18 protein-coding genes, 1 tRNA gene and 1 pseudogene are annotated in these 20,775 nt (G+C 40.8%); 8 read left to right on the forward strand and 12 right to left on the reverse strand.

Annotated elements, in window-relative coordinates:
• The first annotated feature begins 29 nt into the window (after positions 1 to 29).
• Positions 30 to 389 carry a cupin domain-containing protein gene (locus ACEWB7_RS07135; RefSeq protein ID WP_034701913.1) on the forward strand — a complete coding sequence of 120 codons (360 nt, stop codon included), beginning with the start codon at positions 30 to 32 and terminating at the stop codon, positions 387 to 389.
• 267 nt (positions 390 to 656) lie between these two features.
• Positions 657 to 1,211: a DUF4385 domain-containing protein gene (locus tag ACEWB7_RS07140; protein WP_312318565.1), complete on the forward strand. Its 555-nt coding sequence runs from the start codon at positions 657 to 659 to the stop codon at positions 1,209 to 1,211.
• Here ACEWB7_RS07140 and ACEWB7_RS07145 read toward each other — a convergent pair.
• The 5 genes from ACEWB7_RS07145 to hemE all read right to left on the reverse strand — a co-directional run bounded on the left by ACEWB7_RS07145 (position 1,208) and on the right by hemE (position 7,267).
• Positions 1,208 to 2,605, reverse strand: coding sequence for a diguanylate cyclase (locus ACEWB7_RS07145; RefSeq protein ID WP_034701776.1), 1,398 nt, complete (start codon positions 2,603 to 2,605; stop codon positions 1,208 to 1,210). The two genes, ACEWB7_RS07140 and ACEWB7_RS07145, sit on opposite strands and share 4 nt — an antisense overlap.
• 204 nt (positions 2,606 to 2,809) lie before the next feature.
• Entirely contained in the window at positions 2,810 to 4,696 is a 1,887-nt protein-coding gene (locus ACEWB7_RS07150; RefSeq protein ID WP_411580547.1) for a DUF4105 domain-containing protein, read from the reverse strand.
• Positions 4,697 to 4,769: 73 nt separating this feature from the next.
• Positions 4,770 to 5,240, reverse strand: a complete 471-nt coding sequence (locus ACEWB7_RS07155) for a DUF3015 family protein (RefSeq protein ID WP_034701772.1) — start codon at positions 5,238 to 5,240, stop codon at positions 4,770 to 4,772.
• Positions 5,241 to 5,382: 142 nt separating this feature from the next.
• Positions 5,383 to 6,186, reverse strand: coding sequence for a DUF817 family protein (locus ACEWB7_RS07160; RefSeq protein ID WP_312318573.1), 804 nt, complete (start codon positions 6,184 to 6,186; stop codon positions 5,383 to 5,385).
• Between the two features lie 10 nt (positions 6,187 to 6,196).
• Positions 6,197 to 7,267, reverse strand: coding sequence for a uroporphyrinogen decarboxylase (hemE, locus tag ACEWB7_RS07165; RefSeq protein WP_179992059.1), 1,071 nt, complete (start codon positions 7,265 to 7,267; stop codon positions 6,197 to 6,199).
• 207 nt (positions 7,268 to 7,474) lie between these two features.
• Here hemE and ACEWB7_RS07170 point away from each other — a divergent pair, with 207 nt between their 5' ends.
• The 6 genes and pseudogenes from ACEWB7_RS07170 to ACEWB7_RS07195 form a co-directional block, all read left to right on the forward strand.
• The gene (locus ACEWB7_RS07170) at positions 7,475 to 8,692 is read left to right on the forward strand and encodes a L,D-transpeptidase (RefSeq protein ID WP_312308879.1); all 1,218 of its coding nucleotides are present in this window, start codon (positions 7,475 to 7,477) and stop codon (positions 8,690 to 8,692) included.
• Positions 8,693 to 8,855: 163 nt separating this feature from the next.
• Positions 8,856 to 9,554 (forward strand): pirin family protein, encoded by a 699-nt coding sequence (locus ACEWB7_RS07175; protein ID WP_180053194.1) that lies wholly within the window; start codon positions 8,856 to 8,858, stop codon positions 9,552 to 9,554.
• A 306-nt stretch (positions 9,555 to 9,860) separates the two neighbouring features.
• On the forward strand, positions 9,861 to 10,841 hold the full coding sequence (locus tag ACEWB7_RS07180; RefSeq protein WP_312318578.1) for a class I SAM-dependent methyltransferase: 981 nt from the start codon (positions 9,861 to 9,863) through the stop codon (positions 10,839 to 10,841).
• Between the two features lie 237 nt (positions 10,842 to 11,078).
• Positions 11,079 to 11,567 (forward strand): hypothetical protein, encoded by a 489-nt coding sequence (locus ACEWB7_RS07185; RefSeq protein WP_052026336.1) that lies wholly within the window; start codon positions 11,079 to 11,081, stop codon positions 11,565 to 11,567.
• An 81-nt stretch (positions 11,568 to 11,648) separates the two neighbouring features.
• Complete coding sequence (locus ACEWB7_RS07190; RefSeq protein ID WP_312308902.1) at positions 11,649 to 11,852, forward strand: hypothetical protein; 204 nt, start codon at positions 11,649 to 11,651, stop codon at positions 11,850 to 11,852.
• A 17-nt stretch (positions 11,853 to 11,869) separates the two neighbouring features.
• Positions 11,870 to 14,008, forward strand: a pseudogene (locus ACEWB7_RS07195) (ImpA family metalloprotease); the annotation flags it as partial.
• Positions 14,009 to 14,114: 106 nt separating this feature from the next.
• On the opposite strand, the gene ACEWB7_RS07200 reads toward ACEWB7_RS07195, so the two are convergent.
• From ACEWB7_RS07200 to ACEWB7_RS07230, 7 genes are all read right to left on the reverse strand, one after another.
• The gene (locus tag ACEWB7_RS07200; RefSeq protein WP_034706081.1) at positions 14,115 to 14,600 is read right to left on the reverse strand and encodes a CinA family protein; all 486 of its coding nucleotides are present in this window, start codon (positions 14,598 to 14,600) and stop codon (positions 14,115 to 14,117) included.
• Between the two features lie 476 nt (positions 14,601 to 15,076).
• On the reverse strand, positions 15,077 to 15,274 hold the full coding sequence (locus ACEWB7_RS07205) for a hypothetical protein (RefSeq protein ID WP_034706083.1): 198 nt from the start codon (positions 15,272 to 15,274) through the stop codon (positions 15,077 to 15,079).
• A 70-nt stretch (positions 15,275 to 15,344) separates the two neighbouring features.
• Positions 15,345 to 15,572, reverse strand: a complete 228-nt coding sequence (locus tag ACEWB7_RS07210; RefSeq protein ID WP_004782813.1) for a hypothetical protein — start codon at positions 15,570 to 15,572, stop codon at positions 15,345 to 15,347.
• A 102-nt stretch (positions 15,573 to 15,674) separates the two neighbouring features.
• Complete coding sequence (locus ACEWB7_RS07215) at positions 15,675 to 15,890, reverse strand: cold-shock protein (protein ID WP_004782814.1); 216 nt, start codon at positions 15,888 to 15,890, stop codon at positions 15,675 to 15,677.
• A 435-nt stretch (positions 15,891 to 16,325) separates the two neighbouring features.
• A complete protein-coding gene (locus ACEWB7_RS07220; protein WP_034704912.1) occupies positions 16,326 to 18,026 on the reverse strand; it encodes an NAD-dependent malic enzyme in 1,701 nt (566 codons plus the stop codon).
• Positions 18,027 to 18,449: 423 nt separating this feature from the next.
• Positions 18,450 to 18,540, reverse strand: a tRNA-Ser gene (locus ACEWB7_RS07225).
• Positions 18,541 to 18,627: 87 nt separating this feature from the next.
• Positions 18,628 to 20,664: an NADPH-dependent 2,4-dienoyl-CoA reductase gene (locus ACEWB7_RS07230; RefSeq protein ID WP_034704913.1), complete on the reverse strand. Its 2,037-nt coding sequence runs from the start codon at positions 20,662 to 20,664 to the stop codon at positions 18,628 to 18,630.
• Between the last annotated feature and the right edge of the window lie 111 nt (positions 20,665 to 20,775).

Here is a 20,775-nt window from a genome sequence, read left to right on the forward strand (position 1 = left end):
GGGCTTTTTTACACGGTGAGGTTACGAAAATGTCATCTATTTGGATTGCGGGTCAAGGTTTAGGCCAAGCTGAAGAAAGTATCGATTATCCTCGGCCAGACCGGCTGGTTAAAGGCAATCCTAAACGCCTGACCCAGAGTGCCTATCAACATCCCAATATGGATTGCGGAATCTGGCAATGTGAAGTGGGTGCGTGGAATATCGTATTTGCCGAGAATAAACAGGAATTCTTTCAGATAATCGAAGGGATCGTCCGTTTACATGATGCTCAAAGACAATCCTTTGTTGAAATCAAAGCAGGTGAAGCCGGCATTATTCCACCCGGTTTTATTGGCACTTTTGAAGTGGTTGAAGCCGTTAAAAAATATTATGTCGTGGTAGAAAGTTAAAAGATAAGTACGAATTCAATATCTTCATCAGTTAAGGAATTTTGCAATCAATTCCTTAACTTTTCTACGTATTCATTCAATTTCTTAAAATTTTATCCCTACATTCTTTTCAAAAAGTTGTCTCATTAACTTAACTTCCCTAGTTTTAAAAATAAACAAATTGATGCTGCATAATTAATTTCCTGACTACATTTCCTGCCATGTTTAAATACAGACCTTTTGTTTAGAAAGCTGCATGATCCAAATATATAAATTCTGGAAACAGCCATGAGTGAAAAGCAGCCTGGTCCGCCTAAACGCCCTTCACGTGTTCATTCAAATAGTTTTGACTATAGTCTGGATTTTAAGAAAATTGATTTCCGTAAACGGCCGGACTTATACCGGATCGGACACGGTGAGCAAGGCGTGCTTTTAGTAGAGCCTTATAAGTCGGAAATTCTGCCCCACTGGCGTTTTGCAGATGCTGAAAAAGCCCAAGCCAGTAGTGAAAAAATTTATGCCCTGTTTCTAGAATATTTAAAACATGAAGATTTCGTCGGGGCCGATATGGCACGCAAGTTTTTACAAATGGGTTATACCCGCGCCCGACGTTATGCCAATCATAAAGGCGGCAAAAAATACGATGGTCCGGTTCCAGATGATAAAAAGGGTTTAAGTGGTGCGCATGGGCGTGAGGAATTGCCGCGCAGTTCTGAAGATCCGGTTAAAGCTGCTGCAGCGAAAATATTTAAACAAAAATGGGATAAAGCCAAAGTCCATCCCGAATATGTACGGCAAAAACAGCAATTTCAGGCTGCGATTCAGCAGCAAATTTTAAATTAGACAGACGCTTTTTGTGTGCCCTGAATTTGAGAAGGTTGCGCCAGATAGACCCTGTTACGCCCTGTATTTTTAGCCATATACAGTGCAGCATCTGCGGCATCCAGGAATCGTTGGTAATCCGGATGACCATCAAATAACGCACAGCCGATACTAACCGTGAGTCTAAATTGCTGTCCTTGAGACGTATTGATCAAGCCATGCTCTACATATGTACGGATATTTTCAGCAATATTCAGTGCGCGTCTTTCATCGGAATCGACTAGTAGCAGCAGGAATTCTTCCCCACCGACACGGAATGCATAGTCACTGCCCTGAATATATTTCTGTAAGGCATCAGCAATAAATTTTAAGGCCAGATCGCCGGCTGCATGACCATATTTATCATTAATGGCTTTGAAGAAGTCGGCATCAATCGCTAGCAAGGATAATGGTGTCTGGTTATCACGAGAGAAATTGATTTCACGTGAAATAATGGTATTTAAATAACGGCGATTCAATAACTGGGTTAGAGAGTCATTTCCAGATTCGATGTAATCTGCAACCTGGAATAATTGATCGACCAAGTGCTGTATTTCACGGTTTAAGTCACGAATACTTTGAATCAGATTCAGCATCTGATCTTTTTCAGTACATTCCAGCACTGCCTGATTCAGCGTATCGATCTGATAAATTCGCTCGATAATTAAATCGACCTGATCGGAACCGGTAAAGGCATAAGACGCCTTATGAATAAACCATAAGCCAAATTCTGACTTGGACAGCATTTGATGTCTAATGCCCGTAGTGCCAGAAAAGACCTTGAACATCAGCTCATTTTCCCAATCCAGCAATGAACTGCGCTGCTTATCTTTTTGTACCGCGACATCCTGCATTGCAGAAAATACCCGGTAACTGTGCTTCATTTCCTGATTCTGAACTGATTTCGCCTCATAGGAACGACACATAATTTCTGTGGCAAACCCCATGATTTGTACAATATAACTACAGGTAGTTAGCATGTTTGGCTGCGGATTTAAACTTAGCAATTCAAATATTTTGCGCTGAATTTCTCGTACACCGCGCATAATCAGCCAGGATGGAATCCCGACCCGTGCATGCACATGTCCAACAATATTCTGTTTTTGCACGGCCTCTGCATAACGCTTATTTAGCGCCACACTAAAACTTTCTGAAAGCCACTGATGTAAAGTATCGCGTAGACGCTGCTGAATCAGCTCATCGGTAAAATATTGAGATGCTTCTTCTTCCAGAAGCATATTTTTATAGAATTCTTCTACCAGTACCGAAGAGTGGTCTTGAATAAACTGAAATGCGTGTAGCAAATCATCCGATGAATAATTTTGACAGTTCTGTTCCCACTGCTCCGCGAGCATAGCCATACACTCATTATTCATATAACTTTTCCCGATACTTTGCGATTCGCAGTGATCTTATGTGACAAATACAACAATATTCAGGCATTTTAACCCAATTACTGAATACAATCTTTGATAATATCGGTAGAAGTCTCCGAACATGAATTTATTTTAAACATTCAAATACAAGTCATTTGATCTATAAAATTAATTTACTCAATATTCGAGGTTATGTTAACCAAATCAGAAATAATGGACTAAGCCCAGACTCCATTTTTCCCAGCCTTTCGATTCCTGTTGCTGATATTCCCAGCCCACCCGAATGGCATTTTGTGCATTCAAGGCATATTGCAACTGGTTTTTCAACTTCAGTTGCCACTGATGAGAATCTTCCCAATACGGCAGTTCCACCTGTACCAGACTATTGATCTGATCCGTCCAGATATTCTGACAACCCACCGTTGGCCCCATACCGACACGCCATCCTTTGTCAAGCGCTTTTCCGGCCTGCACATGATTTTGTAGCTGCACATAGCAGAGATGTTCACGTGCTTCATTTGCCCAGCTATAGCCACCCTGAACCTGAAAATTGGCTACGCCATGCTGCTGCTCGGTACTAAACTGGCCATGCTGATCCAGTGCTTCCTGTTTCCAGCCCAAACTAAAACCCCAAGATAACGGCGCTTTAAATGCATTGATCGGGTTATAGGAATTCACTGTAAGTAGATTCAGGTGCTCCAGCTTCACGCGGTCATCACGGTATTGCAATGCACCATCCAGGAATAATAATTGTGTTCCTGTACGCAGTCCGCCTTGCGGATCCATAAAGTCATGATAAGCCTGACGATGACCGAGCTGCACAAAAGTCTCACCCTGTACTTGCCCAGTTTCAAGAACGATATTTCGGGCATGATGGCTTTGAACCGGATCTATTTTTGGACGCTCTGGCTGCTGACGCTGTTTGTCTATCGCCAGCTGACTTCTTAGGCCCAATAATTTGCGAAAGCGCGGCTGGGCAAAAGATTCATCGACTTCTTGACGAAGAAAATCCAGATATAAATGGTCATAGGCCATTTCCAGAATCTTGGCCTGATCTTCAGCCGGATAATGTTGCAGCATGGCTTCCATTTCAGAGGTTTCTGCATAAGCCACCTGATGCGCAGTTTTTGCCAAGGATTTGCCATGTTGCCGAGCTTGAGCCAGCAATTGGGTTTCCAGTGCCGGGCGGTAAATCTTCTGCCTGATCAGTCCCTGCTGTTCCACAACTTTTAAAGTTTCGACCGGAATCGCGGCGGTATCGAATTGCTGCTGCAAGTTCAGTTCAGGACGCACCAGATCAAAAAGCCCTAATAGACGATAGGCACAGTTATCATTAATGAAATAATAAGGGAAACTTACCTGTTGCATTTCCCAGAGATGCTTCACCAGAAACCCGGTTTCTTCAGGCGTCAGATTAAGTTCATATTCCCATAAATCACGGCTTTCAAAGTCACCATATTCCTTGACTTTGCGGTAATATGGCATCAAGGAATATTCACCCGGATATTGTCCGGTCAGCCCTTTCCAGGCAAAGGACCAGTTATCATTACTATCAACTGTAGCAGCATAATTGACTGCATAAGAAACCAGATTCAGTTGCTGCTGGTCTTTGGGATCCAGACGCAGCAAAGTATGACCAAACATGGAACTGGGATTGCCCATATAATCGGTGGCATAAATCAGGGTCGCCTGATAAGGCTTGACTTCATTCATCCAGCGATCAAAATCCGGGCAACTCGCTTCAGGCAGTTGCTGTTCAGAAATATTCAGCTGTTGCATTAACCACTGACTACGTGCCGGGAATTTACATCGTACAGACTGATTGGGTTCTGCGGGCTCAAACAATGCCTGTATATTTTGCTCCAATTCAAGTTGCAGCTCTGTCTTGCCCTGCTTTGCCAGGAAATAGCCAGCATAACTAACTTCACTTTTTCCTTCAGCATTGGCATACATCAAACGCTTCCAGGTCGAAGTCTGGTGCAATTTTTTTTGTGTGGCTTGTTCTAGATAAGCGTGAATATCTGGAGAAATTTCGGATGCAAAACTTAGCGGACTCCACAGCAAGGCTGAGAGCAAAAAAGCATATTTCATTCAGTCTACGGTTCTTTTCAGTTTTTATTTATAAGAAAACCCTGCCAGGACAGCAGGGTTTTTACAGCGATACTTAGATATAAGCTTTTAATACTTCATCTTTAGCCATGACTGTTTGTAGAGTACTTAATACTTGTAAAGTATTCTGATTTTCTTCTGAATAGATTTCAGAGAAATTCTGCTTAGATACAGTGAAGAAACGTGCTTTGTCTTCTGCCCTGATATTTAGCAGTTCAGCCAGTACATTCAGGCTTTCACCTTCACCTACTGCCATATCACGTGCCAATGCTTCGGCATTTTCATTGGTAAAAGTCACAACTTGAGCCGTTACTGTACCGCCCTGGCTACATCCTAAAGTACCGAAAGTAATACCTAGCCACTGGTTAGTAAACAGCACGTTTGTTGTACCTGCAAGCAGCTTAGGAATAATGCCTGACTGGCCTGCCCATACCTGGCTACCAATACCACAACCTACATCTCTATCCGCCATCGCCATACCAGAACCCGTTGCCAATACCACAGCGAGCATAATCTTTTTTAACATACTTATTCTCCGGTTATTCTCATGCATCTTTTGTTATTACGCTAATGATGTAATCTTCATTACACATTCAGGAGAGTAGCGGGAAGTCTAATTTGGCGCAATGAAAAAATGTCCAATTTACATAAAGATAAACAGAATAGTTTTACCGGGTTTTTAGGCTCCAGTTACCTTGAGAATTACGCTGTCCTAGAATCTTTAACACCAGCACTAGACTGAGCAATAAAAGTAAATACCAGGAACCAAGCTTGCCCCAACCGACCATATGCCATTTTTCTACCTGGCTTGGATATAGCCAGATCTGATAAAACGTACTGATGTTCTCAGCCACCCAGATAATAAAGGCCAAAATCAACAGGACAGGTAACATCGGCAGCTGAAAAGCATGCTGATTCAACTGAAACCAGATTCTGGTTTTCCAGAACATCACTACACTCCAGACAAATAACAGCAAGCGATAGTCCGGAATGAAAAATTTGCTCATAAAGTTGATGTAGGACAAGACTGCCAAGGCCAGCATATGGCTAAAGCGCGGCAATTTTTCAAATGAAACTTGGTATAAGCGTAAAGAACGTGCAAAAAAACTGCCGACAGCCGAATACATAAAGCCGGCAAATAAAGGCACAGTCAGTATTTTAAAAATTGCAGGTTGCGGATATTGCCAGGATGCAATCGCCGGATGGGTCAGGAAAATTTCCATGACCATCGCCATGATATGGAACAAGGCAATTACTTTGGCTTCGGCCCAAGATTCCAGTTTGGTATAGAGCAATACCATCTGAATCAGTAAAGCAAAAAATAATAGATAGTCATAGCGGTAGAAACCATAAAAAAGTTCACTACCCATTGATGCGGTTTGTGCAAAAGCAAGCAGGAGCAGAATCCCAAATAAGGCAGCCGAAGCTGCCTTATAGATAAATTCAAACCCTGATTTAAAAAAGTCGATCAAGGTTTACATCCTAAAGGTATTTAGCGCTGTACTCATGTACGGTATCAATAAATACTTTAGGATTGGCTGGATCCACCCACTGGGTAATGCCATGACCTAAGTTGGCTACATAACCGGTTTTTTCACCGTTAGCATAGGCATCATCCAGCATCAACTTGGTTGCTTTAGCAATCGCGTCTGGAGTGCCATATAAAGTTGCCGGATCCAGGTTGCCTTGTAGTGCGGCACGGCCTGCAACAGTCTGACGCGCAACATTAAGCGGTGTAGTCCAGTCCAGACCAAAAGCATCTGCACCGGTCGCAACCATTGGCTCCAGCCATTGACCTCCACCTTTGGTAAACAGAATTACTGGAATCTTGCGACCGTCTTTTTCACGTTGCAAACCTGCCACAATTTTCTGCATATAATTGAGTGAAAATTCAATATATTCACGATGAGCAAGTGCCCCGCCCCAGCTATCAAAGATCTGTACTGCCTGAGCACCTGCATCAATCTGGGCATTCAGATATTCAGTCACAGCATCTGCTAAACGTTCTAATAAAGCATGCAGAACCTCTGGCTGTGCGTACATCATGTTTTTAGTGAAGCGGAAGTCTTTGCTCGAACCCCCTTCAACCATATATGTCGCCAAGGTCCACGGACTGCCAGAGAAGCCGATCAATGGTACTTGCCCACCCAAAGCGGAACGAATGGTCGACACTGCATTCATTACATAATCAAGGTCAGACTTGGCATTGAATTTGGGTAAATTAGCCACATCCTGTTCAGTCCGCACAGTTTTGTGGAATTTCGGACCTTCACCTGCTTCAAAATACAGACCCAGACCTAAAGCATCTGGTACAGTCAGAATGTCCGAAAATAAAATGGCCGCATCCAGCTCATAACGGCGTAAAGGCTGCAAAGTCACTTCACAGGCAAATTCAGTATTTTTGCAAAGAGAAAGGAAATCCCCTGCTTTGGCACGTGTTTCTCGATATTCTGGTAAATAACGGCCTGCCTGACGCATCATCCATACAGGGGTAGTATCTACAGGTTCACGTAACAATGCGCGCAGAAAACGATCATTTTTTAAGGTCGTCATTCACTTTCCTATCTATCTTTGATATTGCCCACATCATAACAAAATGACTGCATTTTGAATAACTTCTCATGACTTTAAAAACCGATCATGTTAAGTGATTAAATGTGAGGAATTACACAAAAGAACTACTGCATCTCCACATTTTTTCTGTAATACTTATAGTGTTTTTTCACATAGTTAACGAAATATTTTTAAGGGTTGAGTTACATGTTCGTTCGCACAATGCTCGCTGTGAGTCTAGGTTGCATTTTCGCAGGTACTGTTTTCGCTGCGTCTACTGCTGAACAACCATTAAATCCCCAAGTTGTCACTGATGTTGCGGTACAGGATCCGATTGATCCTTTAGCGACTGAAGCTTCGGCAGCACAAGCAGAAACTCGAATTAGTGCTCAAGAACAACAAGATCTGAAGAAAGCTTCTGAAGCATTAGATGTATTACAAGATACTGAAGACCAGACGGCCGATATCGGTGCTGCTTCAACCAAGACTAAAGCACCGACGAATTCTGCTGCTGCGAAAGCATCTTGGACTTTAGATGGCCTTAATAATGCAAGCTGGTATGAAGATATTGGTAAAGGCCAATTTCCGGTGTATGCACGTGCGCATGTCATGTTGAATAATGCCCATGCTTCTCCAGGTGCGATTGACGGTACTAGCGGTAAAAATACCTTGAAAGCGATCGCATCTTTCCAGCAAATGAATGGTATTAAACCAACAGGTACGTTAACTCAGGAAACTTGGGATGCCCTATTGGCTAAACAAGGTTCTAAGCCTGCTTTTGTGGAATACACCATCACTGAAGAAGACCTGAAAGGTCCTTATGCCGAGTCTATTCCTTCTGACTATGCCTTACAGGCAAAAATGAAAGGTCTGTATTACACTCGCGTAACTGAAATGCTGGGTGAAAAATTCCATATGGATGAAGACTTTTTGAAAAAGTTAAATCCAAAAGCTACCTTCAAAAAAGCTGGGGAAAAGCTGATTGTTGCCAATATCCGCAATGAAGTTCCTGAAGATATTCATTTAATTGTGGCGCATAAAGGTGCTAAGCAGCTTTATCTGTTCAATAGCCGTAACCAGATGATCGCTTCTTTCCCTGCAACGATTGGTAGTTCGAGTACTCCATCGCCAACAGGAACTTATAAAGTGACTGGCGTAGCGAAAAACCCATGGTATAGCTACTCACCATCTAACTTTGTTCAAGGCAACAACAAGAAACCACTTTCTTTACCACCTGGTCCAAACGGTCCTGTAGGTAATATCTGGATCGGTTTAAGCAAAAAATCATTTGGTATTCATGGTACGCCAAATCCATCTGCAATCTCTAAAACTGCGTCACATGGTTGTATCCGTCTGACTAACTGGGATGCGAATGATTTAGGCCGTAAAGTGAAATCAGGCGTAACTGTCCGTTTCCTTGAATAATCTTTATTTAAATACCTAAGCCCGCTTACGAGTGGGCTTTTTTATACCTGCTTTCTCTTATATCGTTGCAAAAATGCAATGATCTGTCGCCTGTTTATAATTTTTTAAGAATTAAAACAACGTTATGATGATCTCAAGTTAAAAATTAAAGTGAGATAAATTCATGAAAGCTTTTCTACATCCAAGTGAAAATCGTGGTCATGTAAAAATGGGCTGGCTGGAGTCTAAACACAGCTTCTCATTTGGCAACTGGTACAATCCGAACTATATGGGCGTGAGTGCATTACGCGTTATTAATGATGATCTGATTGATGCACATCAGGGCTTTGGTACCCATCCGCATGACAATATGGAAATCCTGACCTGTGTATTGAAAGGCACGATTACTCATCAGGACAGTATGGGCAATCATGGCGGTATTGCAGCAGGTGAATGGCAACTGATGAGTGCTGGAACCGGTGTACGTCATAGTGAAATGAACCAGGGCGATGAACAGGTGCATCTCCTGCAAATCTGGATCATTCCGAATGAACATGATGCTCAGCCAAATTATCAGCAAATTCGTCTGGACGCAAAAGAACAACCAAATCAATGGCATTTAATTTGTGGACCGAATAACAATGCACCCATGCACATTCGTCAAAATGCAGAAGTCAAAACCGCAGTGATCCATAAAGGCCAAAGTCTGGACATCAAAGCGACTCAGCATATCAATTATGTACATGTGATTTCTGGCTCAGTACAAATTGCAGAATATACAGTTGAAGCTGGTGGTGCGATTGCCTTTATGGATGATGCAGAAATTAAGGCGATTGAAGATGCTCAAGTGATCTGGTTTGATTTACCAGAAGCTGCTCATTAAAATTTCTATTTATATTCAGTCTATGCCGACTCATCATTTTGATCAGTCGGCATTTTTATAGAAAACATATAAAAATAAAAGTGATTCACTCCTTACGAGGATGTGAGCTTTAATATCCCACTATACAAATTAAACCAATTCACATCAGTTTTTTACCGAACAACAGTAAATTTTGGGCGAAGATTAATATGATCCATTTTGATTGAATCAATATAGCGAATGGCTGTTCTGGTCATTATCTTGTATAGGTTAAAACAGGTGTATGCACCTTTTCATTTATTCTGAATAAACCGAAGAGCACATCTAATGAACCAGATTTTAGAAATCCAAAGCAGCCAGCAACAAGCTCTGCACTTTCTATTAAATTTTTTAAAACAACAGCAATATCAGTTTACCGCCATTACCCCACTTTCTCATCAACGGATTCTGGATCGCAAAAGAAGCGAAAAAAATAAACAGAAAACCCTACAGGATATCTTTGGCTGGAATCTGGAATTTACAATTACTGATCTTGATCCTGTTCTTTTTTCATTATTATTAGAACATCAGCTTCTAGAAGTTCAGGATAATACATATAAAAGTCTGATCAGAGCCGCTTCACTTGAAGACGAATTATTTATTCATTCAGCCTTTCCTACGACCCAACAGGACGCTGTTTTTTTTGGTCCTGATACTTACCGTTTTGCCTATCATTTAAAGCAGTATTTATCTTTCCAGGCCAATTCTTTTAAACGGGCGGCTGAAATATGCTGTGGCACTTCTGCTGCTGCAATTCATATAGCTAAACATTTTCCTGATCATAAGGAAATCTTTGTCGCAGATCTGAATCCTAAAGCCCTTCTCTATAGCCAGATTAATATCGATTTTTCAGGTTTTGATACGATTCATCCTGTGCAAAGTAATTTATTTTCTGGTCTTGAAGGTCAGTTTGACCTGATTTTTGCCAATCCTCCTTATTTAATTGATCCAGATCAACGGCAATACCGTCATGGAGGCAATGAACTGGATGGCAATGAATTGTCTTTTAAGATTATCAAACAGGGTTTACAGCGACTCAATCCTAATGGACGTCTATTTTTATATACTGGCGTCACTATTTGTCAGGATGGCAATCGCTTCTTGCAGCATCTGGAAGCTTTGATGAAGCAGCACCAAAATATTGACTGGTCTTATGAGGAAATTGATCCGGATATTTTTGGTGAAGAGTTAGAACAATCGGCTTATCAACATGTAGAAAGAATTGCGCTGGCCCTACTCAAGTTCGAAGTCAAAACTGATAGACCATAAAATTTCAGCTCGGGTTGTGGCTATTTTTAAACTGCGGCCTAATTAAAACAAATAAAAATTAACTCAATCCGCACCACATTAAATATTATTTTTCAATAATTATTTATCATTAAAAAACATATACTTAAATTAAATATTAGTTCTATTTTACCGCCACTTACTTCTATAATTCTCATCTGATATTTACGACAACTTTAAAAATAATATCGTCTTTTTGGTTATACTTTGGGGAAAATTGTGGAAAAAAATTATTTGAGGTTGAGAACAGCCTTACTGACCTTATCGCTATCGATCAGTCTGATTGCCTGTGGTGAAGGCGGCAGTAGCGGAACATCTTCTCCAGCAGAAACACCAGATTCTGCTGTTAATCCACCATCAACAACCCATCCACCTGATAACGAGGAATCATCCCCCTCACCTATAGAAACACCTGATGGCAGTACACCACCTTTAAATCCACAAACGCCAACGACCACCCGGATTAATAAGGCATTGAGTACAGGTGATGCCCGACCTTTGATTCAGCAAGATTCCACCACATTGTTAGACTGGGCCTTGCAGCTCGCCAAGCAACAACAAACATGGCAAAAGGGTTTAATTACCTCACTCTATACCAGTTCGAATGGCAAAGTTTTGCAACCTCAACTGCAATTTACGCCAACTGCTTCGATTAATTTTTATCCTTATGATTTAAGCGCAGCTTTGCCAATCGCAGTTTCAGATTAAGCCTGCGGCTGGAATTTAAGTCAGCAGGCGAATAAAGGCTGTGGTCTGGGAGTCGCATCACAAATCAGTAAAGGCCGTGCGCTGGCTTTTGGCCAGAATATGCTTGGGGGAATCTCAGCGAATAGTCCTGACGTGGTAGATTTTGCACCCGTGCTCAATAATGGTTTTCGCTGGCTATTGACGGGGAAAACACAAGCACAGCCTAAACAAGAACTAAAACTTACCGTGAATGGTCTGGCACAAACCAACCTGAGCATGATAGAAAATATTTTGCCCAGCATTTAGGGGTTAAAGTTACCTTTCTACATTGTAATGTACTGGATCAAACCAATACCTGCTGGAAAGATGCTGACCTGATGATTTTAGGCAGTAATATTGGCGCCAATAATTTTGAATCCAGCTTGATTCAGGAATATCTGGAGGCAGGTAAGCCAATATATTTCCAGGCAATGGGTTATAACGTCACTACACCGATGGAAAAAATCTTTTCGGCATTGAAGATTGAGACCAATAATAATTACTGGCGTGGCCAAGATACTTTACTCATGTCTTCAGGACGTTCTATCACAGATCAATGGAATAAAGTGAATGATATTGATAGTACGATCCAAATGCTGGAATATTTCAAGTCACCAAGTGCGGCACGTCTAGGTGATTTAAATGCCAATAATCCGTTGATTCAAACCATCAATAAAGCTTCTACCAATCTACAAAATTTAAATACACAAGGAATTACTGCATTTAGCGCAAAAAATAATAATCAGATTCTAAAAGCCTTGGTGTTATTGGCAGATCTCTGGCGTCCAGGCGTGAATTACAGCGGACTATCGAAAAATAGCGATGCTCTGACTTTTATGCGTACTTATGCCAGCGATTCCTGGACGGACTATAAACGCAAAACCACATTGGTGAATCCAAACGGTGCCGGCGATTATATGCCAGCCTTTGCACAAAACATGGCTGTCAGTGCGCAAGCCAAAACCATTACCGTAACCATTCCGCAAGGCAGCGGAATTACCGCAATTGGTCGTGCCAGTATTCCGGGCAAGCCTGTCAGTATTGAGATTGTTGATGCTCAAGGTGCGCAGCTTTCAGTCCAGACCAGCTATTTACGTGCCTGGGGCAATCCCTTTGATGATGGCGGCTATAAACGTCCTCGCCGTTCCAATAGTTTCGCCGTGAAATTAGATGCCAGCCAAAGCAATGACTTTATCAGCCCGTTCGGTGGACCATTGATGTTGAATTACAGCAATGCCAAAGCAGGCTCGGTGGTGACCTTAAAAATCAAAGGTGCAGCAAAATATGCGCATTATGATTTTACTCAAACGATCACTGAAGCGGATATTAGCGAGGCCACCAGCATTCTGCAAAGTAGAAACTTCGGCTGGAACACTTTTAAATTTGTTGGTGGTGAAATTCAGCAGACCAATGATTATGCTTTAAAAGCCATTGGTGATCGATCAGCACGTACCTATGTGGATCAGATTAAGGGCGTAATCTTTGACAGCAACCACATTGCCAACGGTTATAACAATATGCCACTGGATAGCAGTACGGCACAGCGTTGTAATGAATTAGGCTGGGATTGTATCGGCACAGTTCATCGTGCCCCGAATGTGCAGCATTTTGTGGGCTGGATTGTGACCTGTGGCTTCCTGTGCTCAGGAAATCCATCAGATGGTTCAACTGGCATTGATACCGATTGGGGCTGGGTACATGAACTGGGACATAATACTGTTCAGGATGTCTTAACCATGATATTCCCTTCCACTGAAACCGGAAAAACTGTTGGTTGCGTAGTGGAATGTAATAACAACATTCTGGCAGGCCTAAGCATGATGCGTAAATATCATCTATATGCTCAGGACAGTAATGGCAGCAACTTCCGCCACCCAACTTTATATGCCAATATCAAGGATACACAAAGCCTTGGTCTGTCAGGTGAAGCACAGCGTGCCGCAATGGAAAAACGCTTATGGCAAGATGGCTATCATGTATCGATGCAGGCCTTCCATATCCAGATGGCCATGAACTATACCCGTTTATATCAAGGTAAATCGCGACCTGATCTTCAGGGTGTATTTGAATTTATACGCTTACTGAATACGGCACAACGTTTATATAATCAGATCGATTTAAGTAAAGCTTCTCAAGCAGATAAGAATAAACTGGGACTAGGCGCCTTTAATGCGAAAAGCATGAGCCGCCCTGACCTGATTTATGTGCTCAGTTCAAAAATCATGGGCTATGACCTAAAAGATTTTTATGCACTTTATGGCTTGCCTGTCACTGCAACTGCACATGCTTCAGTCGCCATGCTTAATCTGCCTACCGCACCTTTATATTTCTATGCGCAACCGGATGGCGGTTCAAATCGGTTAGCAACAGGACAATGGCTCACCATTCCAACGCATGGCCCTGTCCCTAATTATCCTTATTAATTGATCGATCAAATATAACCCCCCCGCTTCGGCTGGGATTTTTTTATAGCAGAGCATTTTCATGATTAGTGTATGAGCGACCATCAAGAGCTAAATAAATAGCGATTTACTTATTTTTCTTGTCTCGACTGCCCTCAAGGATTTCAATTAAGCTCAGATTGATATTTCTTGCCAGTTTTTTTAATTTCTCTCTCGGTTTTCCTCTGCAAAGAAAGCGGAAACTATAAAGCTCATCCTTATAAGAAATTACATAGAAAAAAGTTCCTACTGGCTTTTCTTTGGTTTCTGTCCCGCCTCTTTTTAAGAGTCCTGTACAGGCAATATAAATATCAGAATAAAACATTTTCTTGGCTTTTCTGACCATTTCCTGCGTGACTTCCATAGATTCCGGGGTATATTTTTTAATAAATTCAGGTTTGATTTTTAAAATATTCTCTTTGACACCCATGTCATAACACACCAGTCCGCCATATAGAATATCGCCAGAATATTTATTTTGGGAAAATCGGTAAGCCAGGTAACCTGCTGATGCACTCTCTAGAAAAGTAATACTTAATTTTTTTTTGGCGAGTAATTTTATACATTTATTCATAGAGTAAACTCCTGACTTTATGATCATCTATTGAGTATTAAATATTCAAAAATAAAAGATTAAATACTTAGCTTCTGAATGTCCTAGCAAAAATAAAACTTAACTGCCCTTGCTCACCACCTTAAATCAGCTGTATATCCTCAGTCATTTATATGACTTAAGTTCATACCAACGAAACTTATAATAACCTTGACGGGTTTTAACTCTGATTGGCTCTCTGATTTGATGTGTATTAGATTTTTTATAGGTTGATGATAGTTTTATGCCTAAAAGCATAAGTAGTAGAAGATATAAAATATAGATCACTGAAATGATGGCTAAGTCGATTTAAGTGTGAACTAAAATGTGCTTATTAATTCAGGGTTTATTTATAAGACGATGAATAGGTTTAATTAAGAAGTGAATAATTTCAAAGACAAAATCCTGGCAAGATACCAGGATTTTTTATATTCACTTTTGGTCATGTCATATGACTACTAAATAATTTTGAAAATTTTGCCGCTGATGGTGCTTTGAAAAAACATTTCAAAACTTGGGCGAATATTTTCACCTTCAACCGTAATATGTTTAACGTTAGAATCCGATTGGGTATGAACAAAATCAGGGTCAACAGTAGCCTGAATCACGTATTGAACACCGAATTGATCTTTCACATTAATATTTTGCTTAAGCATAAATAAACCTTTAGTAATGATTATAAGAGAGATCGGCTAGAAATTGGTTAGCCAATATATAATTTAAATATTAAATAACTTTATGATTTAATTTAAATAATTGATTTAAAGATGTATAAAATGTACGACCGTCTAGATTCAGGTCAACTTCGATTCCTGATTGAAGCAGTACTCTTTTACCTACTTCAATTTCCTTAAAACCTTGACGTGTATTTTGCATTTTATTCAAGGGAATCAAAGAAACAATAATTTCTGTACCATTTTTAGATTTTGCAATTAATTCATTAATTTTTAACAACTTGTATCCTATTTTTATACTTCTTCCAATCTAGAAAAAGCTTTTTAACTTTTATTTAAAACAATAAAAAAGCACTGATGCGTGCTTTTTTATTCTACAGACTTATAGCGCAGTAATATTTACAGCATTTGGGCCTTTTTGACCTTGAACTACGCTGAATTCAACTTGCTGACCTTCCATTAAGGTTTTAAAACCTGAACTAGCAATTTCACTGAAATGAGCAAAAACATCTGGACCAGATTCTTGTTGAATAAAACCGAAACCTTTAGTTTCGTTGAACCACTTTACAGTACCTTTAACAATATTTGAGTTTGACATAATAAAACCTACTAATTTTTAATAATTTTTAGTCATCTGAATGACCAGTTGTAACTTTGAAAATAATAAAGAATGGAACTTAAAATCTGGATAAAACGAAGGATTATGAATAAAACGACGATACTTAAGGAAGATTTTTTGCAACAAGACTTTTTTCTAGTTAAGGCCAGTATACAGGAAGATTTAAAATAATCAAGTTTTCTTATATATATATATATATTTAATTACTTTATAAATATTATTTTATTATTTACAGAATTTTCATTATATTTTATTTAATTTCAACGACTTGATAAAATAAATCCATATTGCTTGAGTGAGTTAAACTTTTACATTTTAGTGTACTTTCGTTTTCTCCAAACAAAAAAAAGCAGAGAAATAACAATGTCATCGCTCTGCTTTACTTAATTTTAAACTGCCCTTTCCCTAATAATATTAAAAGGTCACACGCTTATATTCCCGGTATTCCGGTATCCAGAAATTCGCATCTATGGCTTTCTGCAGCACCTCAGAACCAACTTTCGGAGCGACGCCATCCTCAACCGCAGCTTGTGCAACCCTTAGAGCAATAATCTTGGAAATATGCTGAATCTGATCCAGATCTGGCAACAAATTGGCGGTTGGGTCTTGAAGTTTTGGAGAGCATTCTGCTAAGGCATTACTTGATGCCATCAGCATATTATCCGTGACTCGTGTAGCGCCTGAAGCAATCACGCCTAGTCCAATTCCCGGGAAAATATAAGAGTTATTACATTGAGAAATAGTATAAATGTGTTCCTGATAATTAACGGGTGCAAATGGGCTACCTGTAGCAATCAGAGCTTTCCCATTGGTCCATTGAATAATATCGGCTGGAACAGCTTCTACGCGAGAAGTAGGATTCGATAAAGGAAAGATGATCGGATGTTCACAATTTTCAGCCATGGTCGTGATTACTTCTTTACTAAATAATCCCGGCTGTCCAGATACCCCAATCAGTACTGTGGGTTTTGCATATTTGATGACATCCAATAGAGAAATAATCTCTTCGGCATTTCCCCATTCAGCAATATTTTCTGGTTCTTGAGCCAGTTTTCTCTGAAAATTTAATAGGTTTGGCTGATTCTGGGTAATAAGACCAAAGCGATCCACCATAAAGACCCGCTTACGCGCTTCAGCATCAGTCAGGCCTTCCGCCACCATTTTTGCCACAATCTGTTCAGCGATCCCACAACCGGCTGAACCTGCTCCTAGAAAGGCAATGGTCTGATCTTTTAATTGTTTGTTTGACGCATAGGAAGCTGCAATCAGACTGCCTACTGCCACAGCTGCCGTACCCTGAATATCGTCATTGAAGCAACATACTCGATCACGATATTTTTCCAGTAAAGGCATGGCATTGTGCTGGGCAAAATCTTCAAATTGAATCAACGCATCGGGCCATCTTTGCTGAATCGCCTGTATCACCATTTCGACAAACTCATAATATTCATCACCAGTGATACGAGGCTGACGCCATCCCATATAAATCGGATCATTCAACAGCTGCTCGTTGTTCGTGCCTACATCCAAAGTAATTGGCAAGGTATAGGCTGGACTAATGCCACCGCATGCCGTATATAAAGCCAGCTTTCCAATTGGAATACCCATTCCGCCAATGCCTTGATCACCTAAACCAAGAATGCGCTCTCCATCCGTAATCACAATCACTTTGACATTTCTTCGATTCACGTTATGCAGGATGTGCTCAATATGATCCCGATCTGGATAAGAAATAAAAACCCCGCGATGACGGCGATAAATCTCGGAAAAATGCTGACATGCTTCTCCTACCGTTGGCGTATAGATGATCGGCATCATTTCGCTTAAGTGATTTTCAATCAAATGATAGAAAAGCGTCTCGTTGGTGTCCTGGATGTTACGTAGGTAAATATGCTTATTGATTGCATCATTGAATGAGCAGTATTGCTGATACGAACGCTGACTTTGTTCCTCAATCGATTCGATCACTTGGGGCAAAAGTCCATGTAAATTAAAATGAATACGTTCTTCTACGGAGAAAGCTGAGCCTTTATTCAGCAATGGGAGTTCAAGTAATGCAGTGCCTGCGTAGGGAATATAAAGTGGACGTTTAGGATTCAGAGGTTCAGTTGCCATTTTTAACTCGCACTTTAAAATTCGACATAAATGAAAGCCGAAAAGAACAAAAAATTATCCTACTATCCTAGTCGACTTTCAGCTGTTTCAGTCATTCAGCGAATTAATAATGAAAAATGTTCTATTTAATAAACTGATAACAGCAATAAAATAAGCTTTAGATTTTTATATCCTCTTATCAGATAAAAATTTGGATCATACCTTTTTATTTAGGCTTAAGCTAATTGCCTGAGATTAAATTTTAGAAATTAAAGCTATATATGCATTCGTTTTTATTCATTCATTTTTTAATAAGAAAATATCTTAGAAATTAGATCAATTAGTTGGTTATCTATCTGCTTTATCTAAAAAATCAGACAATTTTCAACTAAATAAAACTTAGTCAATAAAAAACCCCGATCAATGATCGGGGTTTTCCGTATCTGGCGGAAGCGGTGAGATTCGAACTCACGGAGGGGTATAAGCCCTCGTCGGTTTTCAAGACCGGTGCATTAAACCGCTCTGCCACGCTTCCATGTGCGCAATAATACGGAGCTTTTAGGCGACTGACAAGTGAAAATTACAGTGAATCTCATCAACTGCATATAGTTTCATCAAATCCTTACAATTTTGCTGCCAATTCTGCCCCTTCACGAATTGCACGCTTGGCATCCAGCTCAGCAGCCAGCTTTGCTCCACCAATAATATGGTAATTCGCTAGAGTCTTTTGATCATCTGAAGGCATAACATCTTTGACTGACTCCTGACCAGCACAAACGACGACCGTATCTACACGCAGCAATTGATCATGCCCATCCACTTCAATCCACAAACCTTCATCCGTAATCGATTTGTAGTGCACACCGCGTAACATGCGTACGCCATGTTTTTTTAATTGGGCACGATGAACCCAGCCCGTGGTTTTACCTAAGCCTGCTCCTAAAGCAGTAGTTTTACGCTGTAATAGATAAATTTCACGTACAGGTGGCTCGACTTCTGCTGGCTGCAGTCCGCCTTCACTTACATAATTTGCATGCAGATCTACACCCCATTCCCGTTTCCATTCATCTACAGGTTGCGGTTGTGGCTGATGCGGTGGCTTTAATAAAAATTCTGATACATCAAAACCAATTCCTCCGGCACCAATGACAGCGACACGATCTCCTACTGGTGCGCCGCGCAATACTTCAGCATAAGACAGGACTTGAGGTGCATCACTACCGGTAATTTTCAATTCACGCGGAACAACGCCCGTAGCCACAATGACTTCATCAAAACCTTCGCGTTCCAGTTGTTCCCGATTTACTCGAGTATTTAAACGGACATCTACCCCGGTTTTTTCCAGTTGTACTTTGAAATAACGAATGGTTTCGTGAAATTCTTCTTTGCCTGGAATCACTTTGGCCAGATTAAATTGTCCACCCACTTCATTAGTGGCTTCAAACAAAGTCACATCATGACCGCGGCTGGCAGCGACTGTAGCTGCGGATAAACCTGCCACTCCACCACCTACTACGGCGATGCCTTTAGGCTTTTTGGTTTTGACATAAACCAGTTCGGTTTCATAGCCGGCACGTGGATTCACCAGACAGGTAGCACGTTTATTTTTAAAGGTATGATCCAGGCAGGCCTGATTACAGGCGATACAGGTATTAATTTCATCAACTCGATTGGTTGCTGTCTTATTCACCCAAAATGCATCTGCCAATAACGGGCGTGCCATTTGCACCATATCTGCCTGACCCGATGCCAAAATCGCTTCAGCAGTTTCTGGCATATTGATCCGGTTCGATGCAATGACTGGAACAGCAACATGCTTTTTGACTTCTGCGGTGTAATCTACGAATGCAGCACGAGGAACAGAAGTGACAATCGTCGGAATACGCGCTTCATGCCAGCCAATACCAGTATTGAGTAAAGTTATTCCAGCCTTCTCTAATGCTTTAGCGACGGTAATCACTTCCTGCATAGTATTGCCATCATGCACCAGATCTAGCAAGGACAAACGGAAACAGATAATAAATCTTTCACCAATTTCAGCACGAATCGCTTTAACAATTTCCACTGCAAAACGCATGCGGTTTTCAATTTCTCCGCCCCAGCGATCAGTACGCTGATTGACATGACGGCTTAAAAACTGGTTAATCAAATACCCTTCAGAGCCCATGATTTCCACGCCGTCATAACCCGCTTTTTTAGCCAGTTTTGCAGTTTTAACATAGTCCTGAATCGTATCCAGAATCTGGTTTTCAGACATCTGACGTGGTTTAAAAGGTGAAATTGGCGATTTGATCGGACTGGCAGATACCACAAAAGGCTGATAGCCATAACGTCCGGCATGCAAAATCTGCAACAGAATCTTGGCCCCATGCTTATGCACGGCATGCGTAACCAGTCGATGCGGTGCAACATCGCCCAAGGTATTCATGGTTCCGCCAGCAGGCAATAACCAGCCCTGACGGTTAGGTGAAATCCCGCCAGTAATCAGGAGACCCACACCACCTTTGGCACGTTCACCAAAATAAGCGGCCAGTTTAGGATAATTATAAAAACGATCTTCCAAGCCCGTATGCATTGATCCCATCACCACACGGTTTTTAATCGTGGTGAAACCCAGATGTAATGGTTTTAAAATATTTGCATAGCGCGTCGTTGTCATAAAATATCCCTGATTCTTATTTGGCTAAAAGCTTAAATCTTATCAATGTACTTTAACTGATTTTCAGAGGCTTTTTATGACTATCAGGTCCGCTTTCTCAGGCACAAATAC

This window comes from Acinetobacter sp. NIOH-H-8 (assembly GCF_046635365.1).
Taxonomy (GTDB): domain Bacteria; phylum Pseudomonadota; class Gammaproteobacteria; order Pseudomonadales; family Moraxellaceae; genus Acinetobacter.

What these genes read in the sequence shown, in the direction of transcription:
- ACEWB7_RS07145 (WP_034701776.1), bottom strand. Translation starts at nt 2,605, where the DNA reads ATGAATAATGAGTGTATGGCTATGCTCGCGGAGCAGTGGGAACAGAAC.
- ACEWB7_RS07155 (WP_034701772.1), bottom strand. Translation starts at nt 5,240, where the DNA reads ATGTTAAAAAAGATTATGCTCGCTGTGGTATTGGCAACGGGTTCTGGT.
- ACEWB7_RS07135 (WP_034701913.1), top strand. Translation starts at nt 30, where the DNA reads ATGTCATCTATTTGGATTGCGGGTCAAGGTTTAGGCCAAGCTGAAGAA.
- hemE (WP_179992059.1), bottom strand. Translation starts at nt 7,267, where the DNA reads ATGACGACCTTAAAAAATGATCGTTTTCTGCGCGCATTGTTACGTGAA.
- ACEWB7_RS07175 (WP_180053194.1), top strand. Translation starts at nt 8,856, where the DNA reads ATGAAAGCTTTTCTACATCCAAGTGAAAATCGTGGTCATGTAAAAATG.
- ACEWB7_RS07220 (WP_034704912.1), bottom strand. Translation starts at nt 18,026, where the DNA reads ATGGCAACTGAACCTCTGAATCCTAAACGTCCACTTTATATTCCCTAC.
- ACEWB7_RS07200 (WP_034706081.1), bottom strand. Translation starts at nt 14,600, where the DNA reads ATGAATAAATGTATAAAATTACTCGCCAAAAAAAAATTAAGTATTACT.
- ACEWB7_RS07150 (WP_411580547.1), bottom strand. Translation starts at nt 4,696, where the DNA reads ATGAAATATGCTTTTTTGCTCTCAGCCTTGCTGTGGAGTCCGCTAAGT.
- ACEWB7_RS07180 (WP_312318578.1), top strand. Translation starts at nt 9,861, where the DNA reads ATGAACCAGATTTTAGAAATCCAAAGCAGCCAGCAACAAGCTCTGCAC.
- ACEWB7_RS07205 (WP_034706083.1), bottom strand. Translation starts at nt 15,274, where the DNA reads ATGCTTAAGCAAAATATTAATGTGAAAGATCAATTCGGTGTTCAATAC.
- ACEWB7_RS07215 (WP_004782814.1), bottom strand. Translation starts at nt 15,890, where the DNA reads ATGTCAAACTCAAATATTGTTAAAGGTACTGTAAAGTGGTTCAACGAA.
- ACEWB7_RS07170 (WP_312308879.1), top strand. Translation starts at nt 7,475, where the DNA reads ATGTTCGTTCGCACAATGCTCGCTGTGAGTCTAGGTTGCATTTTCGCA.
- ACEWB7_RS07140 (WP_312318565.1), top strand. Translation starts at nt 657, where the DNA reads ATGAGTGAAAAGCAGCCTGGTCCGCCTAAACGCCCTTCACGTGTTCAT.
- ACEWB7_RS07230 (WP_034704913.1), bottom strand. Translation starts at nt 20,664, where the DNA reads ATGACAACGACGCGCTATGCAAATATTTTAAAACCATTACATCTGGGT.